Below are 25,655 nucleotides of genomic sequence, written 5' to 3'. Positions count from 1 at the left end.
TACAAATTCGCGACCTCGGTCGGGATGCGAACCGGGCACGGTGCGTTTCCCGATGTGGACGAGACGCCAAAGTGGTGTAGACCTTACGTGGATCGTACGTACAACAAGGGGTGGATGGAGAACTGTGAAGGGCCGTTACCTGAGCCTGGCCGCGACCGGAGCCGCGCTGGGCCTGACCGCCGTGGCGCTGACCGGCTGTGGAGCCGTGGGGAGTCTCACCGGGGACAACGAGGTGACCCTGCGGGTCGTGGCGGCCGACTACGGGGACAATCCGCAGAACTCCTCGTCGGGGTACTGGAAGGACCTCGCCGCCGGCTTCGAGAAGGACCACCCCGGCGTCAAGGTCGAGGTCAGCGTCTACTCCTGGTCCGAGGTCGATGCCAAGGTCGCGGCGATGGTCAAGGCCGGCAAGGCCCCCGACGTCGCCCAGATCGGCGCCTACGCCGACTACGCGGCCGCCGGCAAGCTGTACACGGCGGACGAGCTGCTCTCCGTCACCACCGAGGCCGACTTCCTGGCGCCGCTCGCGGACGCGGGCAAGGTCAGGCGCGTCCAGTACGGCATGCCGTTCGTGGCCAGCACCCGCCTGCTCTTCTACAACGAGAAGCTGCTGACGGACGCCGGGGTCATCCCGAAGGACGCCAAGGGCGGCTGGCAGCCGAAGAGCTGGGCCGACCTGGAGGCCGCCGCGAAGAAGCTCAAGGCCGCGGGCGTGGCGACCCCCTTCGCGCTGCCGCTGGGCCGCGAGGAGGCGCAGGCCGAATCGATGATGTGGATGCTCTCCGGCGGTGGCGGCTACACCGACAACGAGGAGGCGTACTCGATCGACTCCCCGGAGAACGTCAAGACCTTCGAGTTCCTGCGCGACAAGATGGTCGGCCAGGGGCTGACGGGGCCGACGGAACCGGCGAAGACGGACCGCCGGGCCGCGTTCGACGCCTTTGCGCGGGGCGAGGTCGGCATGCTCAACGGCCACCCCACCCTGATCAAGCAGGCGGGGGAGAAGGGCGTGAAGTTCGGCATGGTGGCCATGCCGACCGCCGACGGGACCGAGCACCCGACGATGGGCGTCGCGGACTGGGTGATGGCCTTCAAGAACGGCCACCGCAAGGAGTCCGGGAAGTTCCTGGACTACCTGTACCAGGCGAAGAACGTGACGGCCTTCACCAACAAGTACGACCTGCTGCCGGTCACGACGAGCGGCTACCGGGCGACGGACGCCGGTACGGGGGGTGCGGCCCCGCAGCTGAAGACGTTCCTGCAGGCGCTGCCGAACGCCCGGCTCTACCCCGTCGGCAAGAAGTCCTGGGCCGGGGTGAGCGAGGACGTCAAGCAGAACATCGGCAGGAGCGTGCAGCCGGGCGGGCAGCCCGCGAAGGTCCTCGAGGACATCGCTGAGGCGGCGCGCAAGGCCGACGCCCACTGACCCGCGGGCCGGCCGGCCGCGGGCGCCCGCCGCTCGGCGGAGGGCGCCCGGTGGCTGTCGGAGGGCGGCGTTAATCTGGCGGTATGACGGACGACGGGAGCCCGGACGGGAGGCCGGACGAGGGACTGGACGAGGGGCCGGACGAGGTGCTGACGGCCGCCGAGGCCGCGGTGCTCGCGTACGAGGGACGCACCTGGCCCGGGCCCGGGGCCAAGGAGCGGGCCATACGGGAAGGGCTGGGGATGGCCCCGGTCCGCTACTACCAGCTGCTCAACGTGCTGATGGACGACCCGCGGGCGCTGGCCCACGCGCCCGGCACCGTCAACCGGCTCCGCCGCATCCGCGAAGCCCAGCGGGCCCGGCGCTGACGCATCGGCACCCACGGGCCCGCCGCGCGCCGTAGCCGTGGCCCGGCAGGGCCGTTAGGGTCGTCCGTATGGGGAGCCATCCGCACAGCATGCCGATGCCCGTCACCACCGCCGGACGCGAGGGACTCGAAGCCCTCCTCCGCGCACCCCGCCGTTCCGTGGTCGCGCTCGACTTCGACGGCACCCTCGCCGACATCGTCCCGGACCCGGACCAGGCGCGGGCCCACCCGGGAGCCGTCGGGGCGCTGGCCGCGCTGGCCCCGGAGGTGTCTTCGGTGGCCGTGATCACCGGCCGCCCGGCGGGGGTCGCGGTGCGCTACGGGGGCTTCGCCGGGGCTGCCGGCCTGGAACACCTGGTGGTCCTCGGCCACTACGGGGCCGAGCGCTGGGACGCGGTGAGCGGCATCGTGCACACCCCGGCCGAGCACCCGGGAGTCGCCGGCGTACGGGCGGAGCTGCCCGGGTTCCTGGACTCCATCGGAGCCTGGCGCGGCACGTGGATCGAGGAGAAGGGCCGGGCGCTGGCCGTCCACACCCGGCGCGCCGAGGACCCGGAAGCGGCCTTCGCCGCGCTGCGCGAACCGCTGGCCGAGCTGGCGGCGCGGCACGGGCTGATGGTGGAGCCGGGGCGGGCGGTGCTGGAGTTGCGGCCGCCGGGGATGGACAAGGGCGTGGCCCTGACCGAGTACCTGGCGGAGACGGGTGCCGAGGCCGTGCTGTACGCGGGGGACGACCTGGGCGACCTCGCCGCGTACGCCGCCGTGGAGAAACTGCGGACCGACGGCATGCCGGGGCTGCTGGTGGCCAGTGGCTCGGCCGAGGTTCCCGAACTCGCCTCCCGGGCCGACCTCGTCCTGAACGGCCCGCAGGAGGTCGTCGCCTTCCTGGCCACCCTGGCCGAAGCCATCCGTTCTGCGAGCCCGACGCCGTAACCGCTGCGCGGGGCGGGGAGAAGACCCCGCGCAGCGGTTGCCGTCACGCCTCGCGGAGGGCGTCCAGTTGGGCCGTGAACCAGGCCGTCGGGGGGAGGGCCGTGGCCGCCAGGGCCAGGCGTTTCGTGCGCTCGGCACGCTCCTCGGCCGGCATGGCCAGGGCAGCGTGCAGCGCATCGGCTGTCTCCGACACGTCGTACGGGTTCACGGTCAGCGCGTCCTCGCGGAGCTCCCCGTACGCCCCCGCCCCGGTCGACAGCACCAGCACGCACCCCGCGTCCGAGACCACCGGGATCTCCTTCGCCACCAGGTTCATCCCGTCCCGCACCGGGTTCACCAGCGCCACGTCCGCCAGCCGGTACGCCGCCAGGGAGCGCGCGAAGTCGTCCTTCACCGACACCAGCACCGGCTGCCAGTCCTCCGTGCCGAACTCCTCGTTGATCCGCTCCGCCAGTTCCCGCACCGCCTCCGTGTACGACCGGTACACCGCCAGGTCCTGCCGGGACGGGTACGCCGAGGCCAGGTGGACCACCCGGCCCCGCCATTCGGGGTGCTCGGCCAGCAGCTCCCGGTAGGCCAGCAGCCCCCGCAGGATGTTCTTCGACAGCTCCGTCCGGTCCACCCGGACGATCGTCCTGCGGTCCCCGGTCTCCGCCCGCAGCGCCGCCAGCTTGTCGTTCACCTCCGGCCGGTGCGCCAGCGCCCGCAGTTCGTCGCCGTCCACGCCCAGCGGGTACACGGCCACGGTCGTCCGCCGGTGCCGCACCGGGCCCCTCGTCATCTTCTCGATGTACGGCGCGTCCCTCGGGTCCACCCCGGCCGCCGTCTTCGGCTCCGCGATGCCCCGCTCGTCGTCCAGCTGCGCCGCGGTCATGAAGCTGTGCGCCCACGCCCACGTGTGGAAGCCCACCACGTCCGCCCCGAGCATGCCCCACATCAGCTGCGCCCGGACGTCGCCGGGGAGCATGTCCAGGAACTCGCGCGAGGCCCACGGGGTGTGCGTGAAGTGGCTGATCTTCAGGTCCGGGCGCAGTTCCCGCAGCTCACCCGGGACCAGCGCCAGGTGGTAGTCCTGCACGAGCACCGCCGCGCCCTCGCCGGCCTCCTGCGCCAGCGCCATTGCGAAGGCGTGGTTGTAGGCGACGTACGACTCCCACCGCCGCCGGAACTCCGCGTCGAAGACCGGCTCGCGCGGGATGTCGTACAGGTGGTGGTGCGTGAACCACAGCACCGAGTTCGCGATGCCGTTGTACGCGTCGTCGTACGTGGTGGGATCGATGTCCAGCATCCGGACACCGGGTTCGGAGACACCGCGGCGGACCGCCTCCCGGTCCGCCTCCGACAACGCCGCGCAGATCCACAGCGCCTCCGGCTGCCGGGCGAGGGCGGCGGACAGGCCGGAGACGAGACCGCCCCCGCCGCGCCGGGCCGTGAGGGTGCCGTCGTCGGAGAGAAGGTAGGAGAGCGGGCCGCGGTTCGCTGCAACGAGTACCTGGGAAGCCATGCCGCGAACCTAGCCCGGGGCCTGCCCGCTCAAACGTCAGTTCCCTCACGCCACCCTGCGGCCGGAGTACTCCTTGACCTCGGCCATCGGCGGCCGCTCCTCGGCGTCCACGGCGTACGTCCGCGGCACGAACCCGTTCGGCCCGCGCTCGAACTGCGTCAGCTCCGGCCGTACGAGATGCCCGCGCGAGAGCCGCAGCTGCGCCGTGCGGTAGATCGCCGCGGCCATCCGGCCCAGTGCCTGGCCGTCCTGATGGCGGTGGAGCCGTACGCCGACGTCCACCTGGGCCAGCGCGTCCAGCCCGACGGTGTGCAGCGCGTCCACCAGCAGGCCCAGCTCGACGCCGTACCCGACGGGGAAGGGCAAACGTTCCAGCAGGGAGCGGCGCACGGCGTACTCGCCGCCCAGCGGCTGGACGAAGCCGGCCAGCTGCGGCCAGTGGAGATTGAGGAGCGGCCGGGCGACGAGCTCGGTGACCCGGCCCCCCTGGCCGGGGGATCCCCCCAGGGGGCGGTCGTACATCGCCTTGACGAACTGCACGTCCGGCTCGGTCAGCAGCGGGCCGACGATCCCGGACACGAAGGCGGAGGAGAAGTCCCGCAGGTCGGCGTCCACGAAGCAGACGATGTCGCCGGTGGTCACCAGCAGCGAGCGCCACAGCACCTCGCCCTTGCCGTGCACGGCCGGGATCCGCGGCAGGATGTCGTCGCGGTGCATCACGCGGGCGCCGGCCTTCGCGGCCACCTCGGCCGTCCGGTCGGTGGAGCCCGAGTCGACCACGACCAGTTCGTCGACCAGCGGCACCGGCAGCCCGTCGATCAGATCGCGACGGATCACCTCGACGATGGCGCCGACCGTCTCCTCCTCGTCGAGCGCGGGCAGGACGACGCTGACCGTGGTGCCTGCCGCCCGCTTGGCGGAAAGCAGCTGGTCGAGCGGTCGGTCGGCCGCGGACCAGGAGCGGTCCGCAAACCAGCGCTCCACCTCTTCCAGCACGTTCGGCACTCCCTGTTTCCTCGTTCGTCCTCGGCGGTTTCAGCCGAAAAGTGATCCATCTCGCGGTTCGGACGGCTGTCTCAACCACCCGGACCTTCCGTTACAGTCTTGAACAACGCGAAGGACCACCGCATGCCGGGGGTCCCCGCGTACAAACGCCCGGACGCGCCATGGAGCGCGCGGCCCGGTGCCATACCGCTCATCCAGAGGGGCAGAGGGACACGGCCCGTTGAAGCCCCGGCAACCCTCCAGTCGGTTCTCGCGCTTGCTTGTAGCAGCGAGGTCCCCGGCTAGGGAAGGTGCCAATTCCGTCTCATGGCGAAGTGCGCCATGGGGAAGATGAGGAGAAAGGGCCTCGCCATCATGGCTGCACAGACTGTTGCCACCTCTGTCGATCTCGGACCTGCCACCGGCCTCTCGTGTCGTGAGTGCGGTACCCGCTTCGAGCTCGGACCCATCTTCGCCTGCGTCGAATGCTTCGGACCTCTGGAAGTCGCCTACGACCTTCCCACCGGGGACCCCGAAGCCCTGCGCGCCGCGATCGAGGCCGGCCCGAACAACATCTGGCGCTACGCCCCGTTGCTGCCCGTCCCCGCGGATGTGGCCTCCAAGCCCAGCCTGAACCCGGGCTTCACCAAGCTCGTGGACGCGGCCAACCTGGCCAAGGAGCTCGGCGTCACCGGCAAGCTGTACGTCAAGGACGACTCCGGCAACCCGACGCACTCCTTCAAGGACCGCGTCGTGGCCATCGCCGTCGAGGCCGCCCGCGCCTTCGGCTTCACCACCCTGTCCTGCTCCTCCACCGGCAACCTGGCCGGCGCCGTCGGCGCCGCGGCCGCCCGGGCCGGCTTCCGCTCCTGCGTGTTCATCCCGCACGACCTCGAGCAGGGCAAGGTCGTCATGGCCGGTGTCTACGGCGGCGACCTGGTCGGCATCGAGGGCAACTACGACGACGTCAACCGCTTCTGCTCCGAGCTCATCGGCGACCCGCTGGGCGAGGGCTGGGGCTTCGTCAACGTCAACCTGCGCCCGTACTACGGCGAGGGTTCCAAGACGCTCGCGTACGAGATCTGCGAGCAGCTCGGCTGGCAGCTGCCCGACCAGATCGTGATCCCGATCGCGTCCGGCTCGCAGCTGACGAAGATCGACAAGGGTCTGCAGGAGCTGATCAAGCTCGGCCTGGTCGAGGACAAGCCGTACAAGATCTTCGGCGCCCAGGCCGAGGGCTGCTCCCCGGTCTCGACCGCGTTCAAGGCCGGCCACGACGTGGTCCGCCCGCAGAAGCCGAACACCATCGCCAAGTCGCTGGCCATCGGCAACCCGGCCGACGGCCCGTACGTCCTCGACATCGCGCGCCGCACCGGCGGCTACGTCGAGGATGTGACCGACGAGCAGGTCGTCGAGGCGATCAAGATCCTCGCGCAGACCGAGGGCATCTTCGCCGAGACCGCGGGCGGCGTGACCGTCGGCGTGACCAAGAAGCTCATCGAGAACGGGCAGCTCGACCCGGCGCTGACCACGGTGGTCCTGAACACCGGTGACGGCCTCAAGACCCTGGAGGCGGTGGCCGCGGACAGCGGGCAGACCGCCACCATCCGCCCGAGCCTGGACGCGTTCCGCGCCGCCAACCTCGCCTGATCTCCCCCTGACACCCGGAAAGGCAGTAGCGCCCATGAGCGTCAACGTCCGCATCCCCACCATCCTGCGCACCTACACCGGCGGCCAGGCCGAGGTCACCGCCGAGGGCGCGAACCTCTCCGAGGTCATCGCGTCCCTGGAGGCGAACCACCCGGGCATCTCCGCGCGCGTCCTGGACGACCAGGGCAAGCTGCGCCGCTTCGTGAACGTCTACGTCAACGACGACGACGTGCGCTTCGAGGGCGGCCTGGACGCGGTGACGCCGGACGGCGCGGGCGTCTCGATCATTCCCGCCGTCGCCGGCGGCTGCTGACAAGCGAAAGCCCAGAATTGCCCCCTCCGCTAAAAGCGGAGGGGGCAATTCTGCTTGGTTGGGCGCGGTAGAGTTGGGGAAGTCCCCTCCGCTGTTCTTGCCAGCCGCATATGAGCGGGTCGAGCGAGGGTTGACATTGAGTCAATATGCAAGTGCGGTATGGGGCTTTGGCGAGATATGCCGGGTCCGAGTTGCCCGGCAATATGCCAAATTTTCACTCTATTTCAATGTATCCCCGTGTCCAGATTTCTCGTCGGATTGACCTGTTGCAGACAGCAGCGGTGCAGATACATTCAGCCCCGGTCGAGGCGTTCCGGCGCAAGTTCTGACCCGGGACCGCGAAGTGCGGTCCTGCGCAAGGGCCAGTAATAGGGGAGTTAGGCATGGCTCAGGGCACCGTCAAGTGGTTCAACGCGGAGAAGGGCTACGGCTTCATCGCGGTCGACGGTGGTGCGGATGTGTTCGTCCACTACAGCGCCATCCAGATGGACGGGTACCGCACCCTTGAAGAGGGTCAGCGGGTCGAGTTCGAGATCTCGCAGGGCCAGAAGGGTCCGCAGGCGGACATGGTCAAGCTCGCCGTCTAGCCCCGGCGCGATCGACCACCGACGCATACACATGAAGGGCCCGCATCCTTGAGGAGGGATGCGGGCCCTTCGTGCTGCCCTCGTGCCGGGGCCCGGCGTTCCCTCAAGCCGCTTGCACTCGAGGGGGTCGAGTGCTAATCATTGGCGTTAGCACTCTCATGCCGAGAGTGCTACTACACAGGACCGGGTCGGTGAGGCCCGCAGGGTCCGGCGGGAAGGAACCGCCGGGCACGCAGGCCGTCCGTCGCGGGCGCGGGCGCGGTCCGGAGCAATCCAACCCTCCCCACGCGCCGGCGGCGCAGGGGGAACCCCAGTCCTGGAGGACCACTTCAGATGGCCAAGATCATTGCGTTCGACGAGGAGGCCCGGCGCGGTCTCGAGCGCGGGATGAACCAGCTCGCCGACGCCGTCAAGGTCACCCTTGGCCCCAAGGGTCGCAACGTCGTCCTTGAGAAGAAGTGGGGCGCCCCCACGATCACCAACGATGGTGTCTCCATCGCCAAGGAGATCGAGCTCGAGGACCCGTACGAGAAGATCGGCGCCGAGCTGGTCAAGGAAGTCGCCAAGAAGACGGACGACGTCGCCGGCGACGGTACGACCACCGCCACCGTTCTCGCCCAGGCGCTCGTCCGCGAGGGCCTGCGCAACGTGGCCGCCGGTGCGAACCCGATGGCCCTCAAGCGCGGCATCGAGAAGGCCGTCGAGGCCGTCTCCGCCGCCCTGCTCGACCAGGCGAAGGACGTCGAGACCAAGGAGCAGATCGCTTCCACGGCCTCCATCTCCGCCGCCGACACCCAGATCGGCGAGCTCATCGCCGAGGCCATGGACAAGGTCGGCAAGGAAGGCGTCATCACGGTCGAGGAGTCCCAGACCTTCGGTCTGGAGCTCGAGCTCACCGAGGGCATGCGCTTCGACAAGGGCTACATCTCGGCGTACTTCGCCACCGACATGGAGCGTATGGAGGCGTCCCTGGACGACCCGTACATCCTGATCGTCAACTCCAAGATCGGCAACGTGAAGGACCTCCTTCCGCTGCTCGAGAAGGTCATGCAGTCCGGCAAGCCGCTGCTGATCATCGCCGAGGACGTCGAGGGCGAGGCCCTGTCGACCCTGGTCGTCAACAAGATCCGCGGCACCTTCCGGTCCGTCGCCGTCAAGGCTCCGGGCTTCGGCGACCGCCGCAAGGCCATGCTCGGCGACATCGCCATCCTCACGGGCGGCACGGTCATCTCCGAGGAGGTCGGCCTCAAGCTCGAGAACGCGGGCCTCGACCTGCTCGGCCGCGCCCGCAAGGTCGTCATCTCCAAGGACGAGACCACGATCGTCGACGGCTCCGGTGACAGCGACCAGGTCCAGGGTCGCGTCAACCAGATCCGCGCCGAGATCGAGAACTCCGACTCGGACTACGACCGCGAGAAGCTCCAGGAGCGCCTCGCGAAGCTGGCCGGCGGCGTGGCCGTCATCAAGGCCGGCGCCGCGACCGAGGTGGAGCTCAAGGAGCGCAAGCACCGCATCGAGGACGCCGTTCGCAACGCGAAGGCGGCCGTCGAGGAGGGCATCGTCGCCGGTGGTGGCGTGGCCCTGCTCCAGGCCTCCGCGGTCTTCGAGAAGCTCGACCTGTCGGGTGACGAGGCGACCGGCGCCAACGCCGTGAAGCTCGCCCTGGAGGCCCCGCTCAAGCAGATCGCCGTCAACGGTGGTCTCGAGGGTGGCGTCGTCGTGGAGAAGGTCCGCAACCTGACCGTCGGCTGGGGCCTGAACGCCGCGACCGGCGAGTACGTGGACATGATCGCCGAGGGCATCATCGACCCGGCGAAGGTCACGCGCTCTGCCCTGCAGAACGCCGCGTCCATCGCCGCGCTGTTCCTGACGACCGAGGCCGTCATCGCCGACAAGCCCGAGAAGGCCGGCGCCCCGGCCGGCGGCGGCATGCCGGGCGGTGACATGGACTTCTGATCGGCCCCTGGCTGATCGGCTGTTCTCGAACGAGGGCGGCACTCCCGTACGGGGGTGCCGCCCTCGGGCGTTTCCGGCCGCCCTGGAAGCCGGTGGTGTCGATCGCGAAGCCGAACGGCTCCGGGACCTGCAAGGGCTCCCCGAAGGACACCGTCGTACGGGAGCGGTATCCGTGCGGGGAGGGGTCCCGGAAGCAGGTGACCGTCCAGCGTGGGCCGCAGCTCGTCGCGCCGTGCGGGCACCTGACCCCTTCGGATGAGACGCTCCTTCACCGTTGACGGGGGGCTTTGGTTCACTGGGGGTATGAGCGAGCTGTTCGTGAAGATCTGCGGGCTGAAGACCGGGCCCGACGTCGACGTGGCCGTGGCGGCCGGGGCCGATGCCGTCGGGTTCGTCTTCGCCGCCGGGAGTCCCCGCACGATCGACGCCGCCGCGGCGCGGGAGCTCGCGGCGCGGGTGCCGGCCGGGGTGCTGACCGTCGGGGTCTTCCGCGGGCAGCCGGTCGAGGAGGTCCGGCGGCTGGCCGAGGAGAGCGGCGTACGGGGAGTCCAACTGCACGGGGACGAGGGCCCGGAGTACTACGAGGCGCTGCGCGCCGAGGGCCGGACCCTGCTGCGGGCCACCGCCGAGCACGTGAAGCGCTGCGGGGAGTACGGGGAGGACCTGCTGCTGCTCGATGCGCCCGACCCCGGCTCCGGCAAGCCGTGGAACTGGGGCTCCGAGGAGTTCACCGCGCCCGGCGGCCACTGGCTGCTGGCCGGCGGGCTGACCCCGGGGAACGTCCGGGAGGCCGTGGAGACCACCGGCGCCTGGGGCGTGGACGTCTCCAGCGGGGTGGAGAGCACGCGCGGCGTGAAGTCCCCTGACCTGATCCGGGCCTTCATCGAGGCCGCCCGCGGCTGACCCCGCCGCGCCGCCGTCAGGAAGCGCGCCACACCGTCATGTCCGCGCTGATCCAGCCGGGCAGGTCCGGCAGCCGCACGACCGGCTTGGTCTGGATCACGAGCAGCGCGATGTCTCCCGAGGGGTGCCGGACGCAGATCTCGGTGCCGGGCGCCGATGCGGCCAGCGGCAGCTCGTGCTGCGTGGCGGCCTTCGTGAGGAGGCCGCACGTGTCGAGGTTGCCGGTGCCGGGATCGGCGTACAGCTGGACGAGCACGCTCGCGTCGCTCGCCAGCGCACAGCTGTTCTTCTCGCAGTCCAGACGGATGTCCCCCGTACGGTCCTCCCGCCTGACCGGGTCCTTGATACCGATCGAGTTCCTCTCGTCCAGCCGTACCTGGGGGAAGGGGACGGGCGCGGGCGGCTTGGAGGCCTTGGGCGTACTCGTCGCGGATCCGCCGGACCCGCCGGACCCGATCGATCCACCGGCTCCACCGGCTCCGGTGGCCTTGCCGCCGCTCGCCGGGCCGGGGGACATGGCCGCGGCCGCGTTCCGTTCGCGTACCCGCTCCGCCGCGTCCATGACCGTCCAGGCCAGACCGGTCAGCAGGGCTGCCGACGCCGTCACCGCCGCGGTGACGATCAGAGCGGTACGCCGCCTGCGCTTGCGCTGCTCGTCCGGCGTGAGGGGCGTCGTCATCGGCGGCTGCCAGGCCATCGGCGACGGCAGCGGCGGCTGCGGATCCTGGGCCCGTGTGTGGACCGAGGTGGGGTGCGGTACCGGAGCCGGGACCACCGGCTCCGGCCCCGCCACCTCCCGCCAGACGGCCGGACCACCGCCCGCGTCGGCGCCTTTGCCCAGCCGCTGCCTGCACCACGCCACGATCTCCGCCGGGGTGGCACGATCCTCCGGATCGGCTGCCAGACACCGGGCGATCAGCGGGCGCAGCGACTCCGGCAGCCGGGACAGGTCGGGGTCGGAGTGCACGATCCGGAACAGCACGCTCACGGAGGGGCCGTCTCCGTACAACGGCTCGCCCAGCGCGGCGAACGCCGCCGTCTGCCCCAGTGCGAAGACATCGGTGGCCGCCGTGGTCTCGCCTGCCAGTGCCTGCTCGGGGGCCATGTACTGGGGCGTGCCGATGGCGCTGCCCGTGGCGGTGGGCGAGGTGGTACCGGACGCCAGCGAGATGCCGAAATCGATGACCCGGGGCCCGTCGGCGGCCAGCAGTACGTTCGACGGCTTCAGATCGCGGTGCACGATCCCCGCACCGTGGATGACCTCCAGGGCCTCGGCCACCCCGGCCATCAGCCACAGCACCGCGGGCACCGGCAGCGGTCCGCGCCGGGCCACGGCCTCCGACAGCGAGGGCCCCGGCACGTACACGGTGGCCAGCCAGGGCGGCGTTCCGTCCACGTCGGCGTCGATCAGCTCGGCGGTGTACGCACCCCGGACCCGCCGGGCCGCCTCCACCTCCCGGCGGAACCGCCGCCGGAACGCCGGGTCCTCGGCCAGTTCCGGCCGCACCACCTTGATCGCCACAGGGCGGCCGCCCCGGGTGTGCGACAGGTAGACCCGGCCCATGCCGCCCGCGCCGAGCCGGGCCGCGAGGCGGTAGCCGGCAACGGTCTGCGGATCGTCCTCCCGCAGGGGCTGGAACACCTCGGTCGCGCTGTTCATCGGTCTCCCCCCGACTCCCCCGATCAACCGATGAGTTGATCGGCTTCACCCTAGGTGGCGGGCAGGGAGGCGAAACGGCCGGGCGCCCGTCAGCCCGCCGAGGCGGTGCCGTCCTCCTCGATGGTCTCGACGCCCGGCAGTGCGGCGAGGGCCGCGACCTGGGCGGGGTTGAGCCGGGCGGCGAAGCCGTGCAGGGCGGTGTCGAAGACGTGGACCGGGGTGACGCCGACCAGCCGCGCCACGTCGGCCGGGTCGAGGTCCCGCCGTACGGTGACGATGTACGAGGGGTGGTCGACGGGGGACGCGTACGGCACCGGTTCGCGCACGGCGGCCGTGGCCGCCGACACGGGCAGGGCGGAGAAGACGGCCAGTGCGGCGACGGCTGCGGGCAGGGCCCGGCTCAGACGGGTGCGCATGGGGCGAGGCCATCACGTACAACGCCGCAGGTCAACGACGTCCGCGGGGGTGGCGGGGGCACCGGGGGCGCACCGGCCGTGCGCTCCCTGATGAAGCTGGGCCTGAAGCCGTCGTTCGTCTACACGTCGGCGATGAACGGCTTCGCGGTCCCGCTGACCCCGCTCCAGCTGCAGATCGTCCGGGTGAGCCTCGGGGTGAAGTCGGTCGAGGAGGATGCCGAGGGCTCTGACGAACCCGGCACCGGCCCGTGCGCGGAGGACCGCGCACGGGCCGAGGCATGCGTCGCCCGTCCCGGATAGGCTGCGGGCCGGAGGGATCATGGACACGCCACCGCCGCTCGTGAAGCGGCTCCGGGACCACGTACGGCTGGCCGCGGCCTGCGCGTTCAGCACCGTCGCGGTGCTGTACACCGTCCTGTGCTTGAAGTTGACCGACGTGGACATGTCCTCCGACGTCGTGTGCGGCTCCGGCGGCTGCCCGCGCGGGCTGGGTCCGCTGGCGCTGTGGGCGCTGGTCGCCGGGCTACTCGCGGGCGGTCTGTGGTGGTCGGCCGTGAAGGGCCGCGGGTACCGCTCCGCCATCGGCTGGCTCGTGGCCGTCACCGTCGGGCTCGTCGCCCTGTGGCCCGGCTGGCTCGGCTTCTCGTGGCTGCGCGGCCCGCACATGGACCTCTTCTCGTACCAGGTCCCGGACGGCCCGGGCGCGGACAAACCGCTCGGCTCCTGGGCGGGGCACCCGGACACGGGGTTCGTGATCCGGGCCCGCGCGGACGGCGTGACCGGCTACAACGGGGAGGGCCGCCACGGCTGGGGCCTACCCGCCCCGGCGGGCGGCGCGGTGTGCGCGATGAGCGGGGACACCCCCTCCGGCACCGGCCTGCTCACCTTGACCACCGCGGAGAGCACCTGCGGCAACCGCCTGGTGGCGGTGGACGTCACGTCCGGCAAGCAGCTCTGGACCAAGGACATTCCGAAACTCGTGGGCAAGCCGTCCGCGGGAGGCTCCCTGGCCGTGACCGCGACCGCGGACGCCGTACTCGCACACGACCTGGTCACCGGTGCCGAGCTGTGGCGCTCCCCGCTGCCCGCGGGCGCCGTCGCCATGGAGGTCGCCGCCGGCCCCGACCGGGTCCTGCTCCTGGCCCGGACCGACAAGGATGTCGAGCTGTACGCGCTCGGCGCCCGCACCGGCGCCGTCGCCTGGCGGTTCGCGATGCCGGTCGGGTCCGAGTCCCCGCGCATCGTGTCGGCATCCCCGGCCGCCGCCGTCGGTGCCGGGCGCCTGCTGGCGTTCGACGACGCCGGCCGCCCGCGCGCCGGGTCGCAGGCACCGTACGTCCCGACCACGGGCGCCGCGGCGTGGCTGGTCGCCGGCGACGTGCTGTACGCGGCGGTCCCGGAACGGGAGAAGCGCGAGGTCCTGGCGGCGTTCTCGCTGAAGGACGGCCGCCACCTGTGGACCCGCGCCTTCGAAGACGACTGGCGGATCCGCGGCCTGGCCGCCGACCGGACCGGCCGGATCGCCGTGGTCACGGAGGGCGGGTACACCCACCTCTGGCACCTCGACCCGGGCACCGGGAAGCCGCGCGGCGAGTCGACGGTCCTGCGAGGCCTTCCGCTGGGCGAGTCGTTCGCCCTCTACGGCAGGACGTTCGTCAACCTCGACGACGACGGCCGCCTCCCGCCGATCTTCGACGTGACCCCGACGATCGGCTGGTGAGTCAGGCCGCGTAGTCCGCTGGGCTGCGGCACCGATGACCTGGTGGCCTTCCTGAGAGCGGCGGCCGGATCACAGCGGCCGCGGCCTTGACCACCGGCCCGGCTGGGGCGGGCGGGGTCAGTCCCGGTCGGTGCGGAGGCGGGCGTGGAGGTGTTCGTCGTGCCAGCCGTCCGCGTGGAGGAGGGCGCCGCGCATGGTGCCCTCCAGGGGGAAACCGGCCTTCTCCGCGATGCGGCAGGAGGCCGGGTTGGCCACGGAGTGGGTGATGCGCAGGCGGTGCAGACCGAGATCCTCGAAGGCCCAGCGGCTGACCCGGGCCGTGGCTTCGACCATGACACCGCCGCCGCGGCCCGCGGGCAGCAGCCAGTACAGGAACTCGCCGCTCCCGCCCGCCAGGTCGAGGTCGGCCAGGCCGATCAGGCCGACGGGCAGGCCGCCGGAGACGGGGGCCACCGCCCAGATCGCGGCCTCCTCGGCGTGCCAGCGCTCCTGCCAGCGGGCGATGCGGGCCACGGCCTCCGCCGGGGACAGCAGGGCCGGGCGGTTCCAGTGGCGGATCTCCGGGTCGTGGCAGGACTCGACCAGCGCGGGGGCGTCGTACGGGGTCCACGGGCGCAGGTGGAGCGTGCCCGGGAGGTCGAGCACCGGCTGGGGGAGGGCTGTCATCCGGCCCGGCGGGACCACCGGGGCGAGGGTCATGCCGCGTCCCGGAAGTGGGCCAGCAGGGCCTCGGCGTCGGCGGTGCTGCCCGAGATGGTGTCGAAGCCCGTGCCGGGCGGGACGGCCTGCCCCCACAGCCAGGTGTGGTGACAGCTGAAGCAGAAGATCAGCTCGAACAGGGGCTCGTCCACGGCGTCGTACGCCCGCAGGCCCCAGCCCGGCGCGAAGCAGATGCGCGGCTCACCCGGCGCCATCGACGAGATCAGCGCGAGCGAGTCGGCGGCCTCTCGGCCCGTCCAGCGGGAGACGACCGGGCCGGTCATGGGGTCGCCGTAGCGCTCGGGGCGCGCGGAGAGGCGTACGACCTCGACGACAGCGGTGGCGGCAACGGCTTCGGCGGGGAGCTGCATTTGCGCAGTCTCCCCGGCCGACCTCTAGTTACGCCATAGCGGGCTCCGTGGCCGGTGGGGCGGTGGCCGGAATCGGCTCCTCGTCGGCGTTGAGCTCGGTCAGCATCTGCCGCGTGAATCCGAAGAAGTACGTGGCGGCGAAGCCCACCAGGTAGCCGACCAGCAGGCCGCCCGCGTAGATCGCGAGGTTCAGGCCCATCCCCGACGGGCCGTCCAGCAGCGGGAACAGCGCCCACCCCGACGGGCCGATGGCCGTCGCGCCGAACGCGACCCCCAGCTGGTTGCAGAGGCCGACGAACGCTCCGCCCGCCGCGCCGCCCGCGCAGGCGGTGACGAAGGGGCGGCCCAGCGGGAGCGAGACCCCGTAGATCAGCGGTTCGCCGACGCCCAGGAAGCCCGCCGGGAGCGCGGACCTGATGGTCGTCCGCAGGGACCGGTTGCGCGGCAGCCGGCAGTAGACCGCGAGCGCGGCGCCGACCTGGCCCGCGCCCGCCATGGCGAGGACCGGCAGGAGGGCGGTGTGGCCGGTCTGCTCGATGAGGGTGGTGTGGATCGGGATCAGGGCCTGGTGCAGGCCCAGCATCACGAGCGGCAGGAACAGGCCGCCCAGGACCAGCCCGGCGAAGGCACCGCCGGTGGCGAGCAGCCAGGTGGCGAAGGAGCCGATGGCGGTGGATACCTCGCCGGCGAGGAACATCAGGCCGAAAATCGTCACCAGCCCGGAGACCAGGACGGTGACGGTGGGGGTGACCAGCGCGCCCACCGACTCGGGGACCCACCTGCGGCACAGCTTCTCCACCCGGACGGCGAGGAACGCGGCCGCCAGGGCCCCGAGTACGCCGCCCTGGCCGGGGGACAGGTGCTGGCCGAAAGCGTCGATCTTCGCGACGCCCGGGAAGACGATGATCGCGGCGACGGCGCCGCCGAGGATCGGGGTGCCGCCGAACTCCTTGGCCGTGTTGTAGCCGACGAACACCGCGATGAGCGACATGAACCCCGAGGCGATCGCGGCGAGCGCCGGGACGACGGCGGGCAGCCAACCGGTGTTCAGCAGTACGCCGTTCAGGCCGGCGATGATGCCGCAGCCGATGAGCGCCGGGATCAGCGGGACGAAGATGTTCGCGATCCGGCGCAGGAACAGCTTCACCGGGGTGCTGTTCCGGGCCTTCTGCGCCTGCTTCAACGCGGCGCCCTGAGCTGCGAGTTCCTCGGCGGTGACCGCTGAGGCCGGCGTGACGGCCGTACGCGGTGGGTGCCCGGCCGAGCGGCCCTGCTCGACCAGCGCCTCGAACTCCGGGGTCACCCGGGCGACGGTCCCCGGCCCCAGCACGATCTGGTACGTGTCGTCGTCCTCGACGACGCCCAGCACCGCGGGCAGCGCCCTGAGGGCCGCGTCGTCGACCAGCGAGCGGTCGTGCAGCGCGATGCGCAGGCGGGTCATGCAGTGCGCGATCGAGCTGATGTTGTCCGGGCCGCCGACCAGGGGGAGGATCGCGGCGGCTGTGGCGCGGTTCTTGTCAGTGGACATGTGGTGATCGCCTTGCGTCGGGGGAACGGGGCAGTCAGCAGGTCAGCAGGTCGGTGGCATCACTCGGTGGCGGCTGCCGTACGGGCGAGGGCCTCGCGGAGGTGGCCGTCCGAGGCGGTGAGCAGCCCCGCCGCGGTCGGGCCGTCCACGCCCGCGAGGAGCACGAGTACGGCCTGCTTGACCTCGCCGCCGGTGGCGTCGAGCGCGGCCTCGATCTCCTCGTCCGGTGCGCCGGTGGCCAGCGCCAGGATCCGGCGGGAGCGGGCGCGCAGCTTCTCGTTGGAGGCGCGCAGGTCGACCATCAGGTTCCCGTACGTCTTCCCGAGCCGGATCATCGTGATCGTCGAGACGAGGTTCAGGACGAGCTTCTGCGCGGTACCGGCCTTCAGCCGGGTGGACCCGGTCAGCAGCTCGGGCCCGACGACGACCTCGATGCCGTGCTCGGCGGCCGCGGCGAGCGCCGAGCCGGCGTTGCAGGACAGGCCGACGGTGAGCGCGCCGCGCGTACGGGCGAAGGCGACGGCGCCGATCGCGTACGGGGTGCGGCCGGAGGCGGAGATGCCGATGACGGTGTCGTCGGCGGTCAGCTCCAGGGCGGCCAGGTCCGCGGCGGCCAGTTCGGCGGAGTCCTCGGCGCCTTCGACGGCTTCGACCATGGCGGAGGGGCCGCCCGCGATCAGGCCGACCACCTGGGCCGGATCGGTGTTGAAGGTGGGCGGGCACTCGCTGGCGTCCAGGACGCCCATCCGGCCGGCGGTGCCGGCGCCCGCGTAGACCAGCCGCCCGCCCCGGGCCATCCGCAGCGCGATCGCGTCGATCGCGGCGGCGATGTGCGGCAGCTGCGTGGCGACGGCGGCCGCGACGCCGGCGTCCTCGGCGTTCATGGTGCGGGCGATCTCGAGGGTGGACAGCCGGTCGATCCCGGCCAGTTCGGGCCGGAAGGCCTCGGTGGTCAGCGTGTCGAGCTGGGCGCGCAGTGCGGCGTACGACGCGGTCATGGGCGGGGGCTCCTGGCGGTTCGGCGGGGGGCGAGTGCCTCGTACGAGGCGGCGAGCGCGGGCGCGGCGGTCTCGTACGTCTGCTGCGCGACGGCGACGAACAGGCAGTCGACGACGAGGAGCTGGCTGGTCCGGCTGGACATGGCGGCCGGGCGCAGCCGGGTCTCGCGGGCGGCGGAGGTGGCCAGTACGAGGTCGGCGTAGTGGGCGACGGGGGCGTTCGGGCGGCTGGTGAGCGCGATGGTGGTGGCGCCGCGCTCGAAGGCCGTACGGAGGGGGTCGATCACGTCGCCCGTGGCGCCGGAGTGGGTGATCGCGACGGCCGCGTCGCCGGGGCGCAGCTGCACGGCGCCCGTGACGGCCAGGTGGGGGTCGCTGTGGGCGTGGGCGACGAGGCCGATGCGCAGCAGCTTCTGGGCCAGGTCCTGGCCGACGAGGGCGGAGGCGCCGACGCCGTAGATGTCGATGCGGCGGGCGGTCGCGAGCGCGGTGACGGCGGCGGCGAGCGCGGCGAGGTCGAGTCCGGCGGCGGTGTCGGCGAGGGTCTGGGCCTCCTCGTGGGCCAGTTTGGCGACGACGTCGGCGATCGGGTCGTCGACGGCTATGCCGGCGGTGACGGCGGGGGCCGCCCCGGACTCCTGCTGCGCGGCGAGCGCGGCGAGGGCGAGGCGCAGGTCGCGGTAGCCGGGGTAGCCGAGGAGGCGGGCGGTGCGGACGACGGTGGCCTCGCTGGTGCCGGTGCGCGCGGCGAGCGCGCTGACGGTGAGGCGGGAGCAGCCGGCGGGGTCGGCGGCGACGGTCTCGGCGACGGCCTGGACGGAGCGGGTCATGGAGGGGCCGAGCGCCCGGATCCGCGCCTGCAGGGCGCCGGGGGCGGGGGCGGGCGCAGGGGCTGCCGGGCCCGTGGCCCGGGCGGGACCCGGTGCGCCGGGACCGGCAGGGTCCGCCGCGTGGTCTTCGGCGGGGCTGCTGCGCGGGCTCGTGCCGGACCTGGTTGGGGCGACCCGGCCCTTCGGGCCGGCCGGAGCGGCCGGGGCCGGGGGTCTGGAAGTTTCCTTCGCGTCTCCGCTCACACCTGAAAGCTATTTTCGGCCGTGGGGGCCGTCAAGGCGCCATTCGCCCCCGTGACGAATGGATCTTCGTCAGCTGGGCCGTACGGGTCCACAATGGGCGCATGGACCACGCGACCCCCATGGAACAGGCGCTGCACGTCGCCCGTGCACTTGTTCTCGCCGATCTCGCCGCGGGCGAGGTCGCCGATGCCGATGTCGTCTCCCTCGTCGAGGACTCGGTCACGCACCGCCGGTGGTGGGTGGAGCAGTGGCCGGAGGGGGTCGACTACCTTCCCGGACTCGTCGCCCAGGACGTACAGGACGCGCTGCTCGAGAAGTACGGGCGCTGGCCGCTGTGCCCGGTCTGCTCGCACGGCGATCCGCACGCGCTGGACGTGGAGCCGGAGTTGGGACCCGACCCGCACTGGGTGTGCGCCAAGGCAGGAGTGAAGGTCGCCGCGGTCGGCGGCCTCGCGCCCGTCTTCGGCGCCGGCCGGTGAGCCGCCGGTGACGCTCTACATCGACCCGCCGACGTGGCCGGGCCATGGCCGCATGTGGTCGCACCTGGTCAGCGACGTCTCGTACGAGGAGCTGCACGCGTTCGCGGCGTCGATCGGCTGCCCGCTGAGGGCTTTCGAGCGCGACCACTACGACGTACCGTCGCACCGCTACGCGGATGCGGTGGGGGCGGGCGCGGTGGAGGTGGGCAGCAAGGAACTGGTCCGCCGCCTGACGTCCGCAGGCCTCCGCCGCCCGAAGGGCCGCCCGGCGTAGCGGAGCCCGGCGGGGCCGGCGTCGGCCGGGGTCAGTGCGCGGCGGGTTGTCCGGCTGCGGCCGGTGCGGTCGGTGCGGTCGCCGCCGACGAGGCGATCACCCGGGTCGGGGCGGGTGGGGTGCGGTGGTGGAGGCGGAGGGCGATCGCGGTCAGGGCCATCGCCGTCAGGGTCATCGCGGCGCCTGCCCAGGCGGTGGCGGCGAAGCCGTGGCCGGCGTCGATCACCGTGCCGCCGAGCCAGGGGCCGCCCGTGTTGCCCAGGTTGAACGCCGCCGTCGTGGTGGCTCCGGCCAGGGTCGGGGCCGCGCCCGCGACGTTGAACATGCGGGCGTTGAGCGCCGGCGCCGTGAAGAACGTCGAGACGCCGAGCAGGAACGACAGCCCCACCGCCGCCGCCGCGGCCGACGCCAGCAGGGCCAGTGCGACGAGGAAGACCGTGGACGCGGCGATGCCCCACAGCATCACCCCGAACAGGTGCGCATCCGCGACCCGCCCGCCGATCGTCGTGCCGACGAGCGCGCCGGCCCCGAACAGCGCCAGTACCCACGGCACCCGGCCCGCATCCAGCCCGGCGACCTCCGTCAGCAGCGGCGACAGGTAGCTGAACGCGCAGAAGACCCCGCCCGCGGCCAGGGCTGTGACGCCGATGGACAGCCACACCTGCCGGTCGCGGTAGATGCGCAGCTCCCGCGCCAGGGTGGGCCGTACGGCGGGCAGCGGGATGTCCGGAATCAGCGCCAGGATGCCGACGAGGGCGACCGCCGAGGCCGCGCCGACCGACCAGAACGCGGAACGCCAGCCCAGGTGCTCCCCGAGGAAGGCGCCGGCGGGGACGCCGAGGACGTTGGCGATGGACAGGCCGCCGATCATGACGGCCATGGCGCGGGCCCGCTGGTCCTTCTCCACCATCGCGATGGCGACGGCCGCGCCGACCGCCCAGAAGCCGGCGCAGGCGAGCGCGGCGAGGATGCGGGAGGCGAAGAGGAGCTCGTACGAGGGGGCCAGCGCACCTGCCACCTGCCCGAGGCCGAAGAGGCTGATGAGCGCGATGAGGGTGGTGCGGCGCGGGAGGCGCAGCGTGGCCACCGCCAGCAGCGGCGCCCCGAGGACCATGCCGATCGCGAAGGCCGATATCAGCAGGCCCGCCTGCGGGATGGTGACGTCCATGTCCTCCGCGATGGGCGGCAGCAGCCCCGAGAGCATGAACTCGCTGGTCCCGAGCGCGAAGACGGCGAGGCCGAGTACGTAGACGGCGACGGGCATGCGGGCTGGGGCTGGGGCTGGGGGCACGTTCCGTACGAACCTGCGCGTCGCGGATCTCATTCCCCGGCGCTCAGGACGGCGAGCTCGGCGGCCAGGTTGCGGCGGGCCGGGGCCTCCCAGTGCGTGCTGCCGTACGGGGTGCGGAAGAGGCGCGGCAGCGCGAGCAGCTGGCGCAGTACGGCGGCCCGGCCGGCGCGGAAGGCGTCCTCGGGGACGAACCCGTACTCGGCGCGGACGGCGGCTACGTACGCGGCGTACGCGTCCGGGCCGCCCGCCAGGACGGCCAGGTCCGCATCGCAGAGCGCCTCGCCGTTGGTGTCACCGGGGGCGGGGTCGTGGGTGACGGTGAGCCGGACCAGGCGGGCCACCTCGGCGGTGCGGGCGGCGCCGATGCCGAGCTCGGGCAGGGCGCGCTCGGCGAGGGCGGCGCTGCGCTCCTCGTTCTCGGAGCGGTCGGGGCGGTAGACGGCGTCGTGGAACCAGGCGGCGAGCTCGACGGCGGCGGGGTCGGCGGCGTGCGGGGCGAGTACGTCGATCCGCGCGAGTACGTCGGCCAGGTGCGCGGTGGTGTGGTACCGGCGCTGCGGCTCCGCCCAGGCGGCCAGGAGCCGGTCGGCGTAGGGGCCGGGGTCGCGGTCGGGGGCGGCGCCTGCGGCGGCGGTGGTGGCGTGCCAGCGGTCGCGGAGGTCGGAGGTCATGGGCACATTGTGGGGGTGGCGTGTTTGTGCTGGTGATGCGCGGGCGCGGGCCCGTACCCTTCATATTGGACTAGACCTATTTTCCGTATCCGAAGGATGGCATCGAATGAGCAACCAAGCGCTGCTGGAGGTGATCGCCCTCGATGCCCGAGACGCGATCGCGGCCCAGGCCGGCGGGGCTGACCGGCTGGAGCTGGTCACCGACATGGCCGCCGACGGGCTCACCCCGCCGCGCGAGACCTTCGCGGCGATCCGCGCGGCGGTCGACATCCCGCTGCGCGTGATGATCCGCCGGACGGACGGGTTCGCCGCCGGGCCGGTCGACCTGCTGGTGGAGCAGGCGCGGGCGCTGCGGGCGGAGGGGGCGCAGGAGTTCGTCCTCGGGTTCCTGACCCCGGACGGCAGCCCCGACCTGGCCGCCGTGGAGGCCGTCCTGGCGGAGCTGGAGGGCTGCCGCTGGACCTTCCACCGGGCGCTGGACCGGGCGGCGGACCGCGACCATGCGCGCAAGGCCCTCGCCGACCTGCCGGGGCTCGACGCCTACCTGACGGCGGGCTCCGCCGACGGGGTCGACGCGGGCCTTCCCATGCTGCTCTCCGAGGCGGCGCGGCGGGGCGAGCCGGGGTACACGGCGCGGATCCTGGTCGGCGGTGGCCTCACCCTGGCGCACGTGCCGCGGCTGCGGGCCGCGGGCATCGACGCCTTCCACATCGGCGGTGCGGCCCGGCCGGAGGGGTGGGACGCCCCGGTCTCGGCGTCGGCGGTCGCCGAGTGGCGTACGGCTCTTTCACAGCCGCTTCGGTGACGGGTGCTCAGCCTTCCTGGCAGGCCTTGCTGTTGAGCGCGGCCGCCGCGCCCGCGTTGTAGCCCTTCTCGTAGTTCGGGTCCAGTTGCGCGAGGTTCTGGTTCTGGGGCTTCTTCTTGCAGCCTTCCTGCGTTTCGGCGAGGCCCTTCCTGAAGCCCTTGGAGTACTGGGCCTGGGCGTCCTGCTGTTCGGCCTCCTTGACGGTGCCGCAGCTGACCTTTTCGTCCTGGTTCGAGGCCGTCACCTTGCCGACCGGGATGAATCCGCTGGTGGTGGCCGTCCCGCCGTCGTTGACGGTGACTTCGGCGCTGAACTTGTTCGCGGTACCGCCGCGGAAGGTCACGGTCGTTCCCGGCTGCGCTCCTGTGGCCGTGACGTCGTACTTCCCGGCGGCGTTGGGGGTCTGCTTCACGCTGCACGTCAGGGAAGGCACCGCTGCTGCCTGCGCGGAAGCCGCCAGGAGCGGTGCCGACCCGAGTGCCAGCGAGGACACGAGCACAGGCGCCAGCACGGCCAGTCGAATACGGGGCTTCATCGTTCGTCCTTCCCTCGGATGGAACATGGAAGAACCGGGCCCGGGGAGGTGTGAACACGTCCATCGTCCTGCCGCCGACCGGCCGTGTCCACCGGAGCTACGGAAGGGCAGGTCCGAGGGCCGCCGGCAACGCGGCGGCGTGCAGGACGTGCAGACCCGAGACGGCACGGGTGAGGCACACGTAGAGGCGGCGCAGGCCGGTGCGTTCGTCGGGTTCGCCGGAGACGATCGCGGCGGGCTCGTCGAGGACCACGTAGTCGTACTCGAGACCCTTCGCCAGCGACGCCGGCACCAGCGTCAGCCGGGCCTCCACCGTCGTCTCCTCGCCCGGTGCCAGATACGGCAGTTCCGCCGCGCGCAGCGCCTCGGCCAGCTCCGGGATCCGGGCGTCGGCCGCGATCAGGCCGATCGAGCCCTCGTGGGCCAGCGCAGCGCGGCAGGCCTCGACCACCGAAGCCGTCGGCCCGGCCTGCCCGTCCGGCCCGGCCTGCTCGGTCAGCCCGTCCTGCCCGTCCGGCCTTTCCGTCACCGGCGAGACCACCCGTGAGACGACCAGCGAGCCCGGCGTCTCACGGACCGAGGAGACCGCGGCCAGCCCCGGGGAGATCGACGGCAGCAGCCGCGAGGCGTACGCGATCACCTCGCGCGGCACACGGAAGCCCGCCGTCAGCTCCTCCAGCGCCGCCCCCGGCTTGCCCAGGTGCGCCAGGGCCTCGTCCCAGCTGCGCGTCGCCCACGGGGTCGTGCCCTGCGCGAGGTCGCCCAGGACCGTCGCCGAGCCCGTCGTGCAGCGCCGGCCCACCGCCCGGTACTGCATCGGCGACAGGTCCTGCGCCTCGTCGAGGACGACATGGCCCAGCGAGTGCGTGCGCTCCACCAGGTCCGCCGCCTCGTCGATCAGGACCAGGTCCGCCGCCGACCACTTCGCCGACTTCACGCTCCGGAACGGCTTGGGCCACAGCAGGAGCTGCTGCTCTTCGTCCGAGAGGACGCCCGCCGCGTGCTCCGCCAGGAACTCCGGGTCCGACAGCAGCCGCAGCACCAGCTTCGCCGGTTCCACCGCCGGCCACACCGCCTTGACCGCCGCCTTCACGGCGGCGCCCCGGGCCACCGAGTCCTGGACGCGGTCGTCGGGCGCCTCGCCCGCCTGCTCCATCCGGACGAGCACGGTGTGCGCGATCCGCTGCGGCAGCGCGTCGCGGGCGGCGCCGTAGCGGATGTCCCGGTCGAGGAGCTCCGCCACGATCTCCTTGAGCTCGTACGCCGGCACCCGCCAGCGGCGCGAACCGCGCACCACCATCAGCGGCTCGGCGGGCGCGGCGACGTGCGAGCGGACGGCGCGGCGCAGCACCTCCGCCATCCGGGCGTCGCCCTTGACGACGGCGGTCGCGGCGGCGTCGGCGCCGCGGATCTCCAGGCCGTCGCGGGCCACCAGGTCCTCGACGGTGGCCTGCTTGACCTCGAGCTCGCCCAGGGCCGGGAGGACCTGCTCGATGTAGTGCAGGAAGGAACGGTTCGGGCCGATGACGAGCGTGCCGGTACGGGCGAGCCGCTCGCGGTGGGCGTACAGCAGGTACGCGACGCGGTGCAGGCCGACCGCCGTCTTGCCGGTGCCGGGGCCGCCCTGCACGCAGACGGAGCCGGACAGGCCGGAGCGGACGATCTCGTCCTGCTCGGGCTGGATCGTCGCGACGATGTCCCGCATGGGGCCGACGCGCGGGCGCTCGATCTCCTGCTGGAGCAGCTTGCTGACGGCCGCCGCCTCGGCGGGGTCGGAGAGGTGCTCGTCCTCGTACGCGGTGAGCTCGCCGCCCGTGTACCCGAAGCGGCGGCGCAGCGCGATGTCCTGCGGGTCGTTCTTGGAGGCCCGGTAGAACGGCTGGGAGACGGGCGCGCGCCAGTCGATGACCATGGGGTCGCCGCCGGCGTCGTGGACGTGGCGGCGGCCGATGTAGAACTGCTCGCCCTCCGCGCCTTCGGCGAGCTCGGCGCCGGGTGCGTGCAGGTAGTTGAGGCGGCCGAAGAAGAGCGGGGTGTGGGCGAGGTCGGCCAGGGCCTTGATCCGGTCGTCGATCTGGGCCTGGAGGACGATCGCGTTGACCCAGTTCGCTGTGACGTCGCGGATGTCGAGGGCCTCGACGTCCTCGCGCATGGCGCGGAGCGCGGCGCGGGAGGCGGTGAGGTGGGCCTGCTCGCGGGCGAGGGGGTGGGCGAGGGGGTGGGCGGCGGAGTCGCTGTCGCCGTCGTTGTCGATGCCGGTCTCGGGGGCGTGCGCGGACACGGAAATGCCTCCAGCTGCTGATCGGGTACGGAACGATGCCCGCCGGTTTCCGGCCGGCGGGCGGCTCTCCCCGAAACGGCGGTGGGAGGCGGCAAGAGCGGAGATTGTAGTCACCGTGCAGGCGGGGCGCGAACGGAATACCGGAGCGGACGTCCCTCCGGGGCGGGACGTCCGTACGGGTGTCATACCTGGGAGTGTCAGACCTTGGGCAGGGCCACTAGGGGGTGGCAT

26 protein-coding genes and 1 riboswitch are annotated in these 25,655 nt (G+C 72.5%); of the genes, 13 read left to right on the top strand and 13 right to left on the bottom strand.

The window, feature by feature from the left end; genetic code table 11:
• Positions 1–124: 124 nt before the first annotated feature.
• From AB0M76_RS13995 to otsB, 3 genes are all read left to right on the top strand, one after another.
• Positions 125–1,426, top strand: coding sequence for an extracellular solute-binding protein (locus AB0M76_RS13995; RefSeq protein ID WP_365953092.1), 1,302 nt, complete (start codon positions 125–127; stop codon positions 1,424–1,426).
• An 83-nt stretch (positions 1,427–1,509) separates the two neighbouring features.
• On the top strand, positions 1,510–1,794 hold the full coding sequence (locus tag AB0M76_RS13990) for a DUF3263 domain-containing protein (protein ID WP_365953091.1): 285 nt from the start codon (positions 1,510–1,512) through the stop codon (positions 1,792–1,794).
• Positions 1,795–1,862: 68 nt separating this feature from the next.
• A complete protein-coding gene (gene otsB / locus AB0M76_RS13985; protein ID WP_365953090.1) occupies positions 1,863–2,726 on the top strand; it encodes a trehalose-phosphatase in 864 nt (287 codons plus the stop codon).
• A gap of 43 nt (positions 2,727–2,769) precedes the next feature.
• On the opposite strand, the gene AB0M76_RS13980 is transcribed toward otsB, so the two are convergent.
• Together AB0M76_RS13980 and AB0M76_RS13975 are read right to left on the bottom strand one after the other, a co-directional pair.
• Positions 2,770–4,230, bottom strand: a complete 1,461-nt coding sequence (locus AB0M76_RS13980; protein ID WP_365953089.1) for a trehalose-6-phosphate synthase — start codon at positions 4,228–4,230, stop codon at positions 2,770–2,772.
• A 45-nt stretch (positions 4,231–4,275) separates the two neighbouring features.
• Positions 4,276–5,226: a glucosyl-3-phosphoglycerate synthase gene (locus AB0M76_RS13975; RefSeq protein ID WP_365953202.1), complete on the bottom strand. Its 951-nt coding sequence runs from the start codon at positions 5,224–5,226 to the stop codon at positions 4,276–4,278.
• A 196-nt stretch (positions 5,227–5,422) separates the two neighbouring features.
• A riboswitch (SAM riboswitch) is annotated at positions 5,423–5,572 on the top strand.
• Between the two features lie 17 nt (positions 5,573–5,589).
• On the opposite strand from AB0M76_RS13975, the gene thrC reads away from it, so the two are divergent.
• From thrC to AB0M76_RS13950, 5 genes are all read left to right on the top strand, one after another.
• Positions 5,590–6,864: a threonine synthase gene (gene thrC / locus AB0M76_RS13970; protein WP_266666028.1), complete on the top strand. Its 1,275-nt coding sequence runs from the start codon at positions 5,590–5,592 to the stop codon at positions 6,862–6,864.
• Positions 6,865–6,898: 34 nt separating this feature from the next.
• On the top strand, positions 6,899–7,177 hold the full coding sequence (locus AB0M76_RS13965; RefSeq protein ID WP_266666029.1) for a MoaD/ThiS family protein: 279 nt from the start codon (positions 6,899–6,901) through the stop codon (positions 7,175–7,177).
• 383 nt (positions 7,178–7,560) lie between these two features.
• Positions 7,561–7,764, top strand: coding sequence for a cold-shock protein (locus AB0M76_RS13960; RefSeq protein WP_005315736.1), 204 nt, complete (start codon positions 7,561–7,563; stop codon positions 7,762–7,764).
• Between the two features lie 333 nt (positions 7,765–8,097).
• On the top strand, positions 8,098–9,720 hold the full coding sequence (gene groL, locus AB0M76_RS13955) for a chaperonin GroEL (RefSeq protein ID WP_266628122.1): 1,623 nt from the start codon (positions 8,098–8,100) through the stop codon (positions 9,718–9,720).
• 303 nt (positions 9,721–10,023) lie between these two features.
• Positions 10,024–10,623, top strand: a complete 600-nt coding sequence (locus tag AB0M76_RS13950) for a phosphoribosylanthranilate isomerase (protein ID WP_365953088.1) — start codon at positions 10,024–10,026, stop codon at positions 10,621–10,623.
• Between the two features lie 16 nt (positions 10,624–10,639).
• Here the strand turns inward: AB0M76_RS13950 and AB0M76_RS13945 are convergent, their stop codons facing one another.
• Both AB0M76_RS13945 and AB0M76_RS13940 read right to left on the bottom strand, forming a co-directional pair.
• Positions 10,640–12,283 (bottom strand): serine/threonine-protein kinase, encoded by a 1,644-nt coding sequence (locus AB0M76_RS13945; protein ID WP_365953087.1) that lies wholly within the window; start codon positions 12,281–12,283, stop codon positions 10,640–10,642.
• Between the two features lie 89 nt (positions 12,284–12,372).
• Positions 12,373–12,699, bottom strand: coding sequence for a protease inhibitor I9 family protein (locus tag AB0M76_RS13940; protein ID WP_365953086.1), 327 nt, complete (start codon positions 12,697–12,699; stop codon positions 12,373–12,375).
• A gap of 78 nt (positions 12,700–12,777) precedes the next feature.
• Here AB0M76_RS13940 and AB0M76_RS13935 point away from each other — a divergent pair, with 78 nt between their 5' ends.
• Both AB0M76_RS13935 and AB0M76_RS13930 read left to right on the top strand, forming a co-directional pair.
• Positions 12,778–12,999 carry a protease inhibitor I9 family protein gene (locus tag AB0M76_RS13935; RefSeq protein WP_365953084.1) on the top strand — a complete coding sequence of 74 codons (222 nt, stop codon included), beginning with the start codon at positions 12,778–12,780 and terminating at the stop codon, positions 12,997–12,999.
• Positions 13,000–13,018: 19 nt separating this feature from the next.
• Positions 13,019–14,419, top strand: a complete 1,401-nt coding sequence (locus AB0M76_RS13930) for a PQQ-binding-like beta-propeller repeat protein (RefSeq protein WP_365953083.1) — start codon at positions 13,019–13,021, stop codon at positions 14,417–14,419.
• 117 nt (positions 14,420–14,536) lie between these two features.
• Here AB0M76_RS13930 and AB0M76_RS13925 read toward each other — a convergent pair whose 3' ends face one another.
• The 5 genes from AB0M76_RS13925 to AB0M76_RS13905 are packed head-to-tail and all read right to left on the bottom strand — an operon-like array spanning position 14,537 to position 18,878.
• Positions 14,537–15,118 (bottom strand): GNAT family N-acetyltransferase, encoded by a 582-nt coding sequence (locus AB0M76_RS13925; protein WP_365953082.1) that lies wholly within the window; start codon positions 15,116–15,118, stop codon positions 14,537–14,539.
• A complete protein-coding gene (locus tag AB0M76_RS13920; protein WP_266666044.1) occupies positions 15,115–15,489 on the bottom strand; it encodes a hypothetical protein in 375 nt (124 codons plus the stop codon). Before AB0M76_RS13920 ends, AB0M76_RS13925 begins: the two co-directional genes overlap by 4 nt.
• Before the next feature lie 28 nt (positions 15,490–15,517).
• Positions 15,518–17,017, bottom strand: a complete 1,500-nt coding sequence (locus tag AB0M76_RS13915; protein ID WP_365953081.1) for a PTS transporter subunit EIIC — start codon at positions 17,015–17,017, stop codon at positions 15,518–15,520.
• Between the two features lie 59 nt (positions 17,018–17,076).
• Complete coding sequence (gene murQ, locus AB0M76_RS13910) at positions 17,077–18,015, bottom strand: N-acetylmuramic acid 6-phosphate etherase (protein WP_365953080.1); 939 nt, start codon at positions 18,013–18,015, stop codon at positions 17,077–17,079.
• Entirely contained in the window at positions 18,012–18,878 is an 867-nt protein-coding gene (locus AB0M76_RS13905) for a MurR/RpiR family transcriptional regulator (RefSeq protein WP_365953201.1), read from the bottom strand. The genes murQ and AB0M76_RS13905 overlap by 4 nt, the downstream gene beginning before the upstream one ends.
• Before the next feature lie 311 nt (positions 18,879–19,189).
• Here AB0M76_RS13905 and AB0M76_RS13900 point away from each other — a divergent pair, with 311 nt between their 5' ends.
• Both AB0M76_RS13900 and AB0M76_RS13895 read left to right on the top strand, forming a co-directional pair.
• On the top strand, positions 19,190–19,567 hold the full coding sequence (locus AB0M76_RS13900; protein ID WP_365953079.1) for a hypothetical protein: 378 nt from the start codon (positions 19,190–19,192) through the stop codon (positions 19,565–19,567).
• A gap of 7 nt (positions 19,568–19,574) precedes the next feature.
• Complete coding sequence (locus AB0M76_RS13895; RefSeq protein ID WP_365953078.1) at positions 19,575–19,841, top strand: DUF4031 domain-containing protein; 267 nt, start codon at positions 19,575–19,577, stop codon at positions 19,839–19,841.
• Positions 19,842–19,872: 31 nt separating this feature from the next.
• Here AB0M76_RS13895 and AB0M76_RS13890 read toward each other — a convergent pair whose 3' ends face one another.
• Together AB0M76_RS13890 and AB0M76_RS13885 are read right to left on the bottom strand one after the other, a co-directional pair.
• Positions 19,873–21,105 carry a Cmx/CmrA family chloramphenicol efflux MFS transporter gene (locus tag AB0M76_RS13890; RefSeq protein WP_365953077.1) on the bottom strand — a complete coding sequence of 411 codons (1,233 nt, stop codon included), beginning with the start codon at positions 21,103–21,105 and terminating at the stop codon, positions 19,873–19,875.
• Between the two features lie 56 nt (positions 21,106–21,161).
• Complete coding sequence (locus AB0M76_RS13885) at positions 21,162–21,803, bottom strand: hypothetical protein (RefSeq protein WP_365953076.1); 642 nt, start codon at positions 21,801–21,803, stop codon at positions 21,162–21,164.
• Positions 21,804–21,909: 106 nt separating this feature from the next.
• Between AB0M76_RS13885 and AB0M76_RS13880 the strand changes: the two genes are divergently transcribed.
• On the top strand, positions 21,910–22,608 hold the full coding sequence (locus tag AB0M76_RS13880; RefSeq protein ID WP_365953075.1) for a copper homeostasis protein CutC: 699 nt from the start codon (positions 21,910–21,912) through the stop codon (positions 22,606–22,608).
• 7 nt (positions 22,609–22,615) lie between these two features.
• On the opposite strand, the gene AB0M76_RS13875 is transcribed toward AB0M76_RS13880, so the two are convergent.
• Together AB0M76_RS13875 and AB0M76_RS13870 are read right to left on the bottom strand one after the other, a co-directional pair.
• On the bottom strand, positions 22,616–23,143 hold the full coding sequence (locus AB0M76_RS13875; RefSeq protein WP_365953074.1) for a hypothetical protein: 528 nt from the start codon (positions 23,141–23,143) through the stop codon (positions 22,616–22,618).
• A gap of 97 nt (positions 23,144–23,240) precedes the next feature.
• Entirely contained in the window at positions 23,241–25,295 is a 2,055-nt protein-coding gene (locus AB0M76_RS13870; protein WP_365953200.1) for an AAA family ATPase, read from the bottom strand.
• Positions 25,296–25,655 lie beyond the last annotated feature (360 nt).

The sequence above is a fragment of the Streptomyces sp. NPDC051364 genome (genome assembly GCF_040682115.1).
Classification (GTDB): domain Bacteria; phylum Actinomycetota; class Actinomycetes; order Streptomycetales; family Streptomycetaceae; genus Streptomyces.
The sequence above is the reverse complement of the archived record's forward strand: the minus strand, read 5'-3'. Positions and strand labels throughout refer to the sequence as shown.

Coding starts and splice junctions, on each gene's coding strand:
- AB0M76_RS13925 (WP_365953082.1), bottom strand. CDS start 15,118: ATGACCCTCGCCCCGGTGGTCCCGCCGGGCCGGATGACAGCCCTCCCC.
- AB0M76_RS13940 (WP_365953086.1), bottom strand. CDS start 12,699: ATGCGCACCCGTCTGAGCCGGGCCCTGCCCGCAGCCGTCGCCGCACTG.
- AB0M76_RS13950 (WP_365953088.1), top strand. CDS start 10,024: ATGAGCGAGCTGTTCGTGAAGATCTGCGGGCTGAAGACCGGGCCCGAC.
- AB0M76_RS13870 (WP_365953200.1), bottom strand. CDS start 25,295: ATGCGCGAGGACGTCGAGGCCCTCGACATCCGCGACGTCACAGCGAAC.
- AB0M76_RS13945 (WP_365953087.1), bottom strand. CDS start 12,283: ATGAACAGCGCGACCGAGGTGTTCCAGCCCCTGCGGGAGGACGATCCG.
- AB0M76_RS13965 (WP_266666029.1), top strand. CDS start 6,899: ATGAGCGTCAACGTCCGCATCCCCACCATCCTGCGCACCTACACCGGC.
- AB0M76_RS13915 (WP_365953081.1), bottom strand. CDS start 17,017: ATGTCCACTGACAAGAACCGCGCCACAGCCGCCGCGATCCTCCCCCTG.
- AB0M76_RS13885 (WP_365953076.1), bottom strand. CDS start 21,803: ATGACCTCCGACCTCCGCGACCGCTGGCACGCCACCACCGCCGCCGCA.
- otsB (WP_365953090.1), top strand. CDS start 1,863: ATGGGGAGCCATCCGCACAGCATGCCGATGCCCGTCACCACCGCCGGA.
- AB0M76_RS13920 (WP_266666044.1), bottom strand. CDS start 15,489: ATGCAGCTCCCCGCCGAAGCCGTTGCCGCCACCGCTGTCGTCGAGGTC.
- groL (WP_266628122.1), top strand. CDS start 8,098: ATGGCCAAGATCATTGCGTTCGACGAGGAGGCCCGGCGCGGTCTCGAG.
- AB0M76_RS13960 (WP_005315736.1), top strand. CDS start 7,561: ATGGCTCAGGGCACCGTCAAGTGGTTCAACGCGGAGAAGGGCTACGGC.
- AB0M76_RS13900 (WP_365953079.1), top strand. CDS start 19,190: ATGGACCACGCGACCCCCATGGAACAGGCGCTGCACGTCGCCCGTGCA.
- AB0M76_RS13880 (WP_365953075.1), top strand. CDS start 21,910: ATGAGCAACCAAGCGCTGCTGGAGGTGATCGCCCTCGATGCCCGAGAC.
- AB0M76_RS13930 (WP_365953083.1), top strand. CDS start 13,019: ATGGACACGCCACCGCCGCTCGTGAAGCGGCTCCGGGACCACGTACGG.
- murQ (WP_365953080.1), bottom strand. CDS start 18,015: ATGACCGCGTCGTACGCCGCACTGCGCGCCCAGCTCGACACGCTGACC.
- AB0M76_RS13890 (WP_365953077.1), bottom strand. CDS start 21,105: ATGCCCGTCGCCGTCTACGTACTCGGCCTCGCCGTCTTCGCGCTCGGG.
- AB0M76_RS13875 (WP_365953074.1), bottom strand. CDS start 23,143: ATGAAGCCCCGTATTCGACTGGCCGTGCTGGCGCCTGTGCTCGTGTCC.
- AB0M76_RS13980 (WP_365953089.1), bottom strand. CDS start 4,230: ATGGCTTCCCAGGTACTCGTTGCAGCGAACCGCGGCCCGCTCTCCTAC.
- AB0M76_RS13990 (WP_365953091.1), top strand. CDS start 1,510: ATGACGGACGACGGGAGCCCGGACGGGAGGCCGGACGAGGGACTGGAC.
- thrC (WP_266666028.1), top strand. CDS start 5,590: ATGGCTGCACAGACTGTTGCCACCTCTGTCGATCTCGGACCTGCCACC.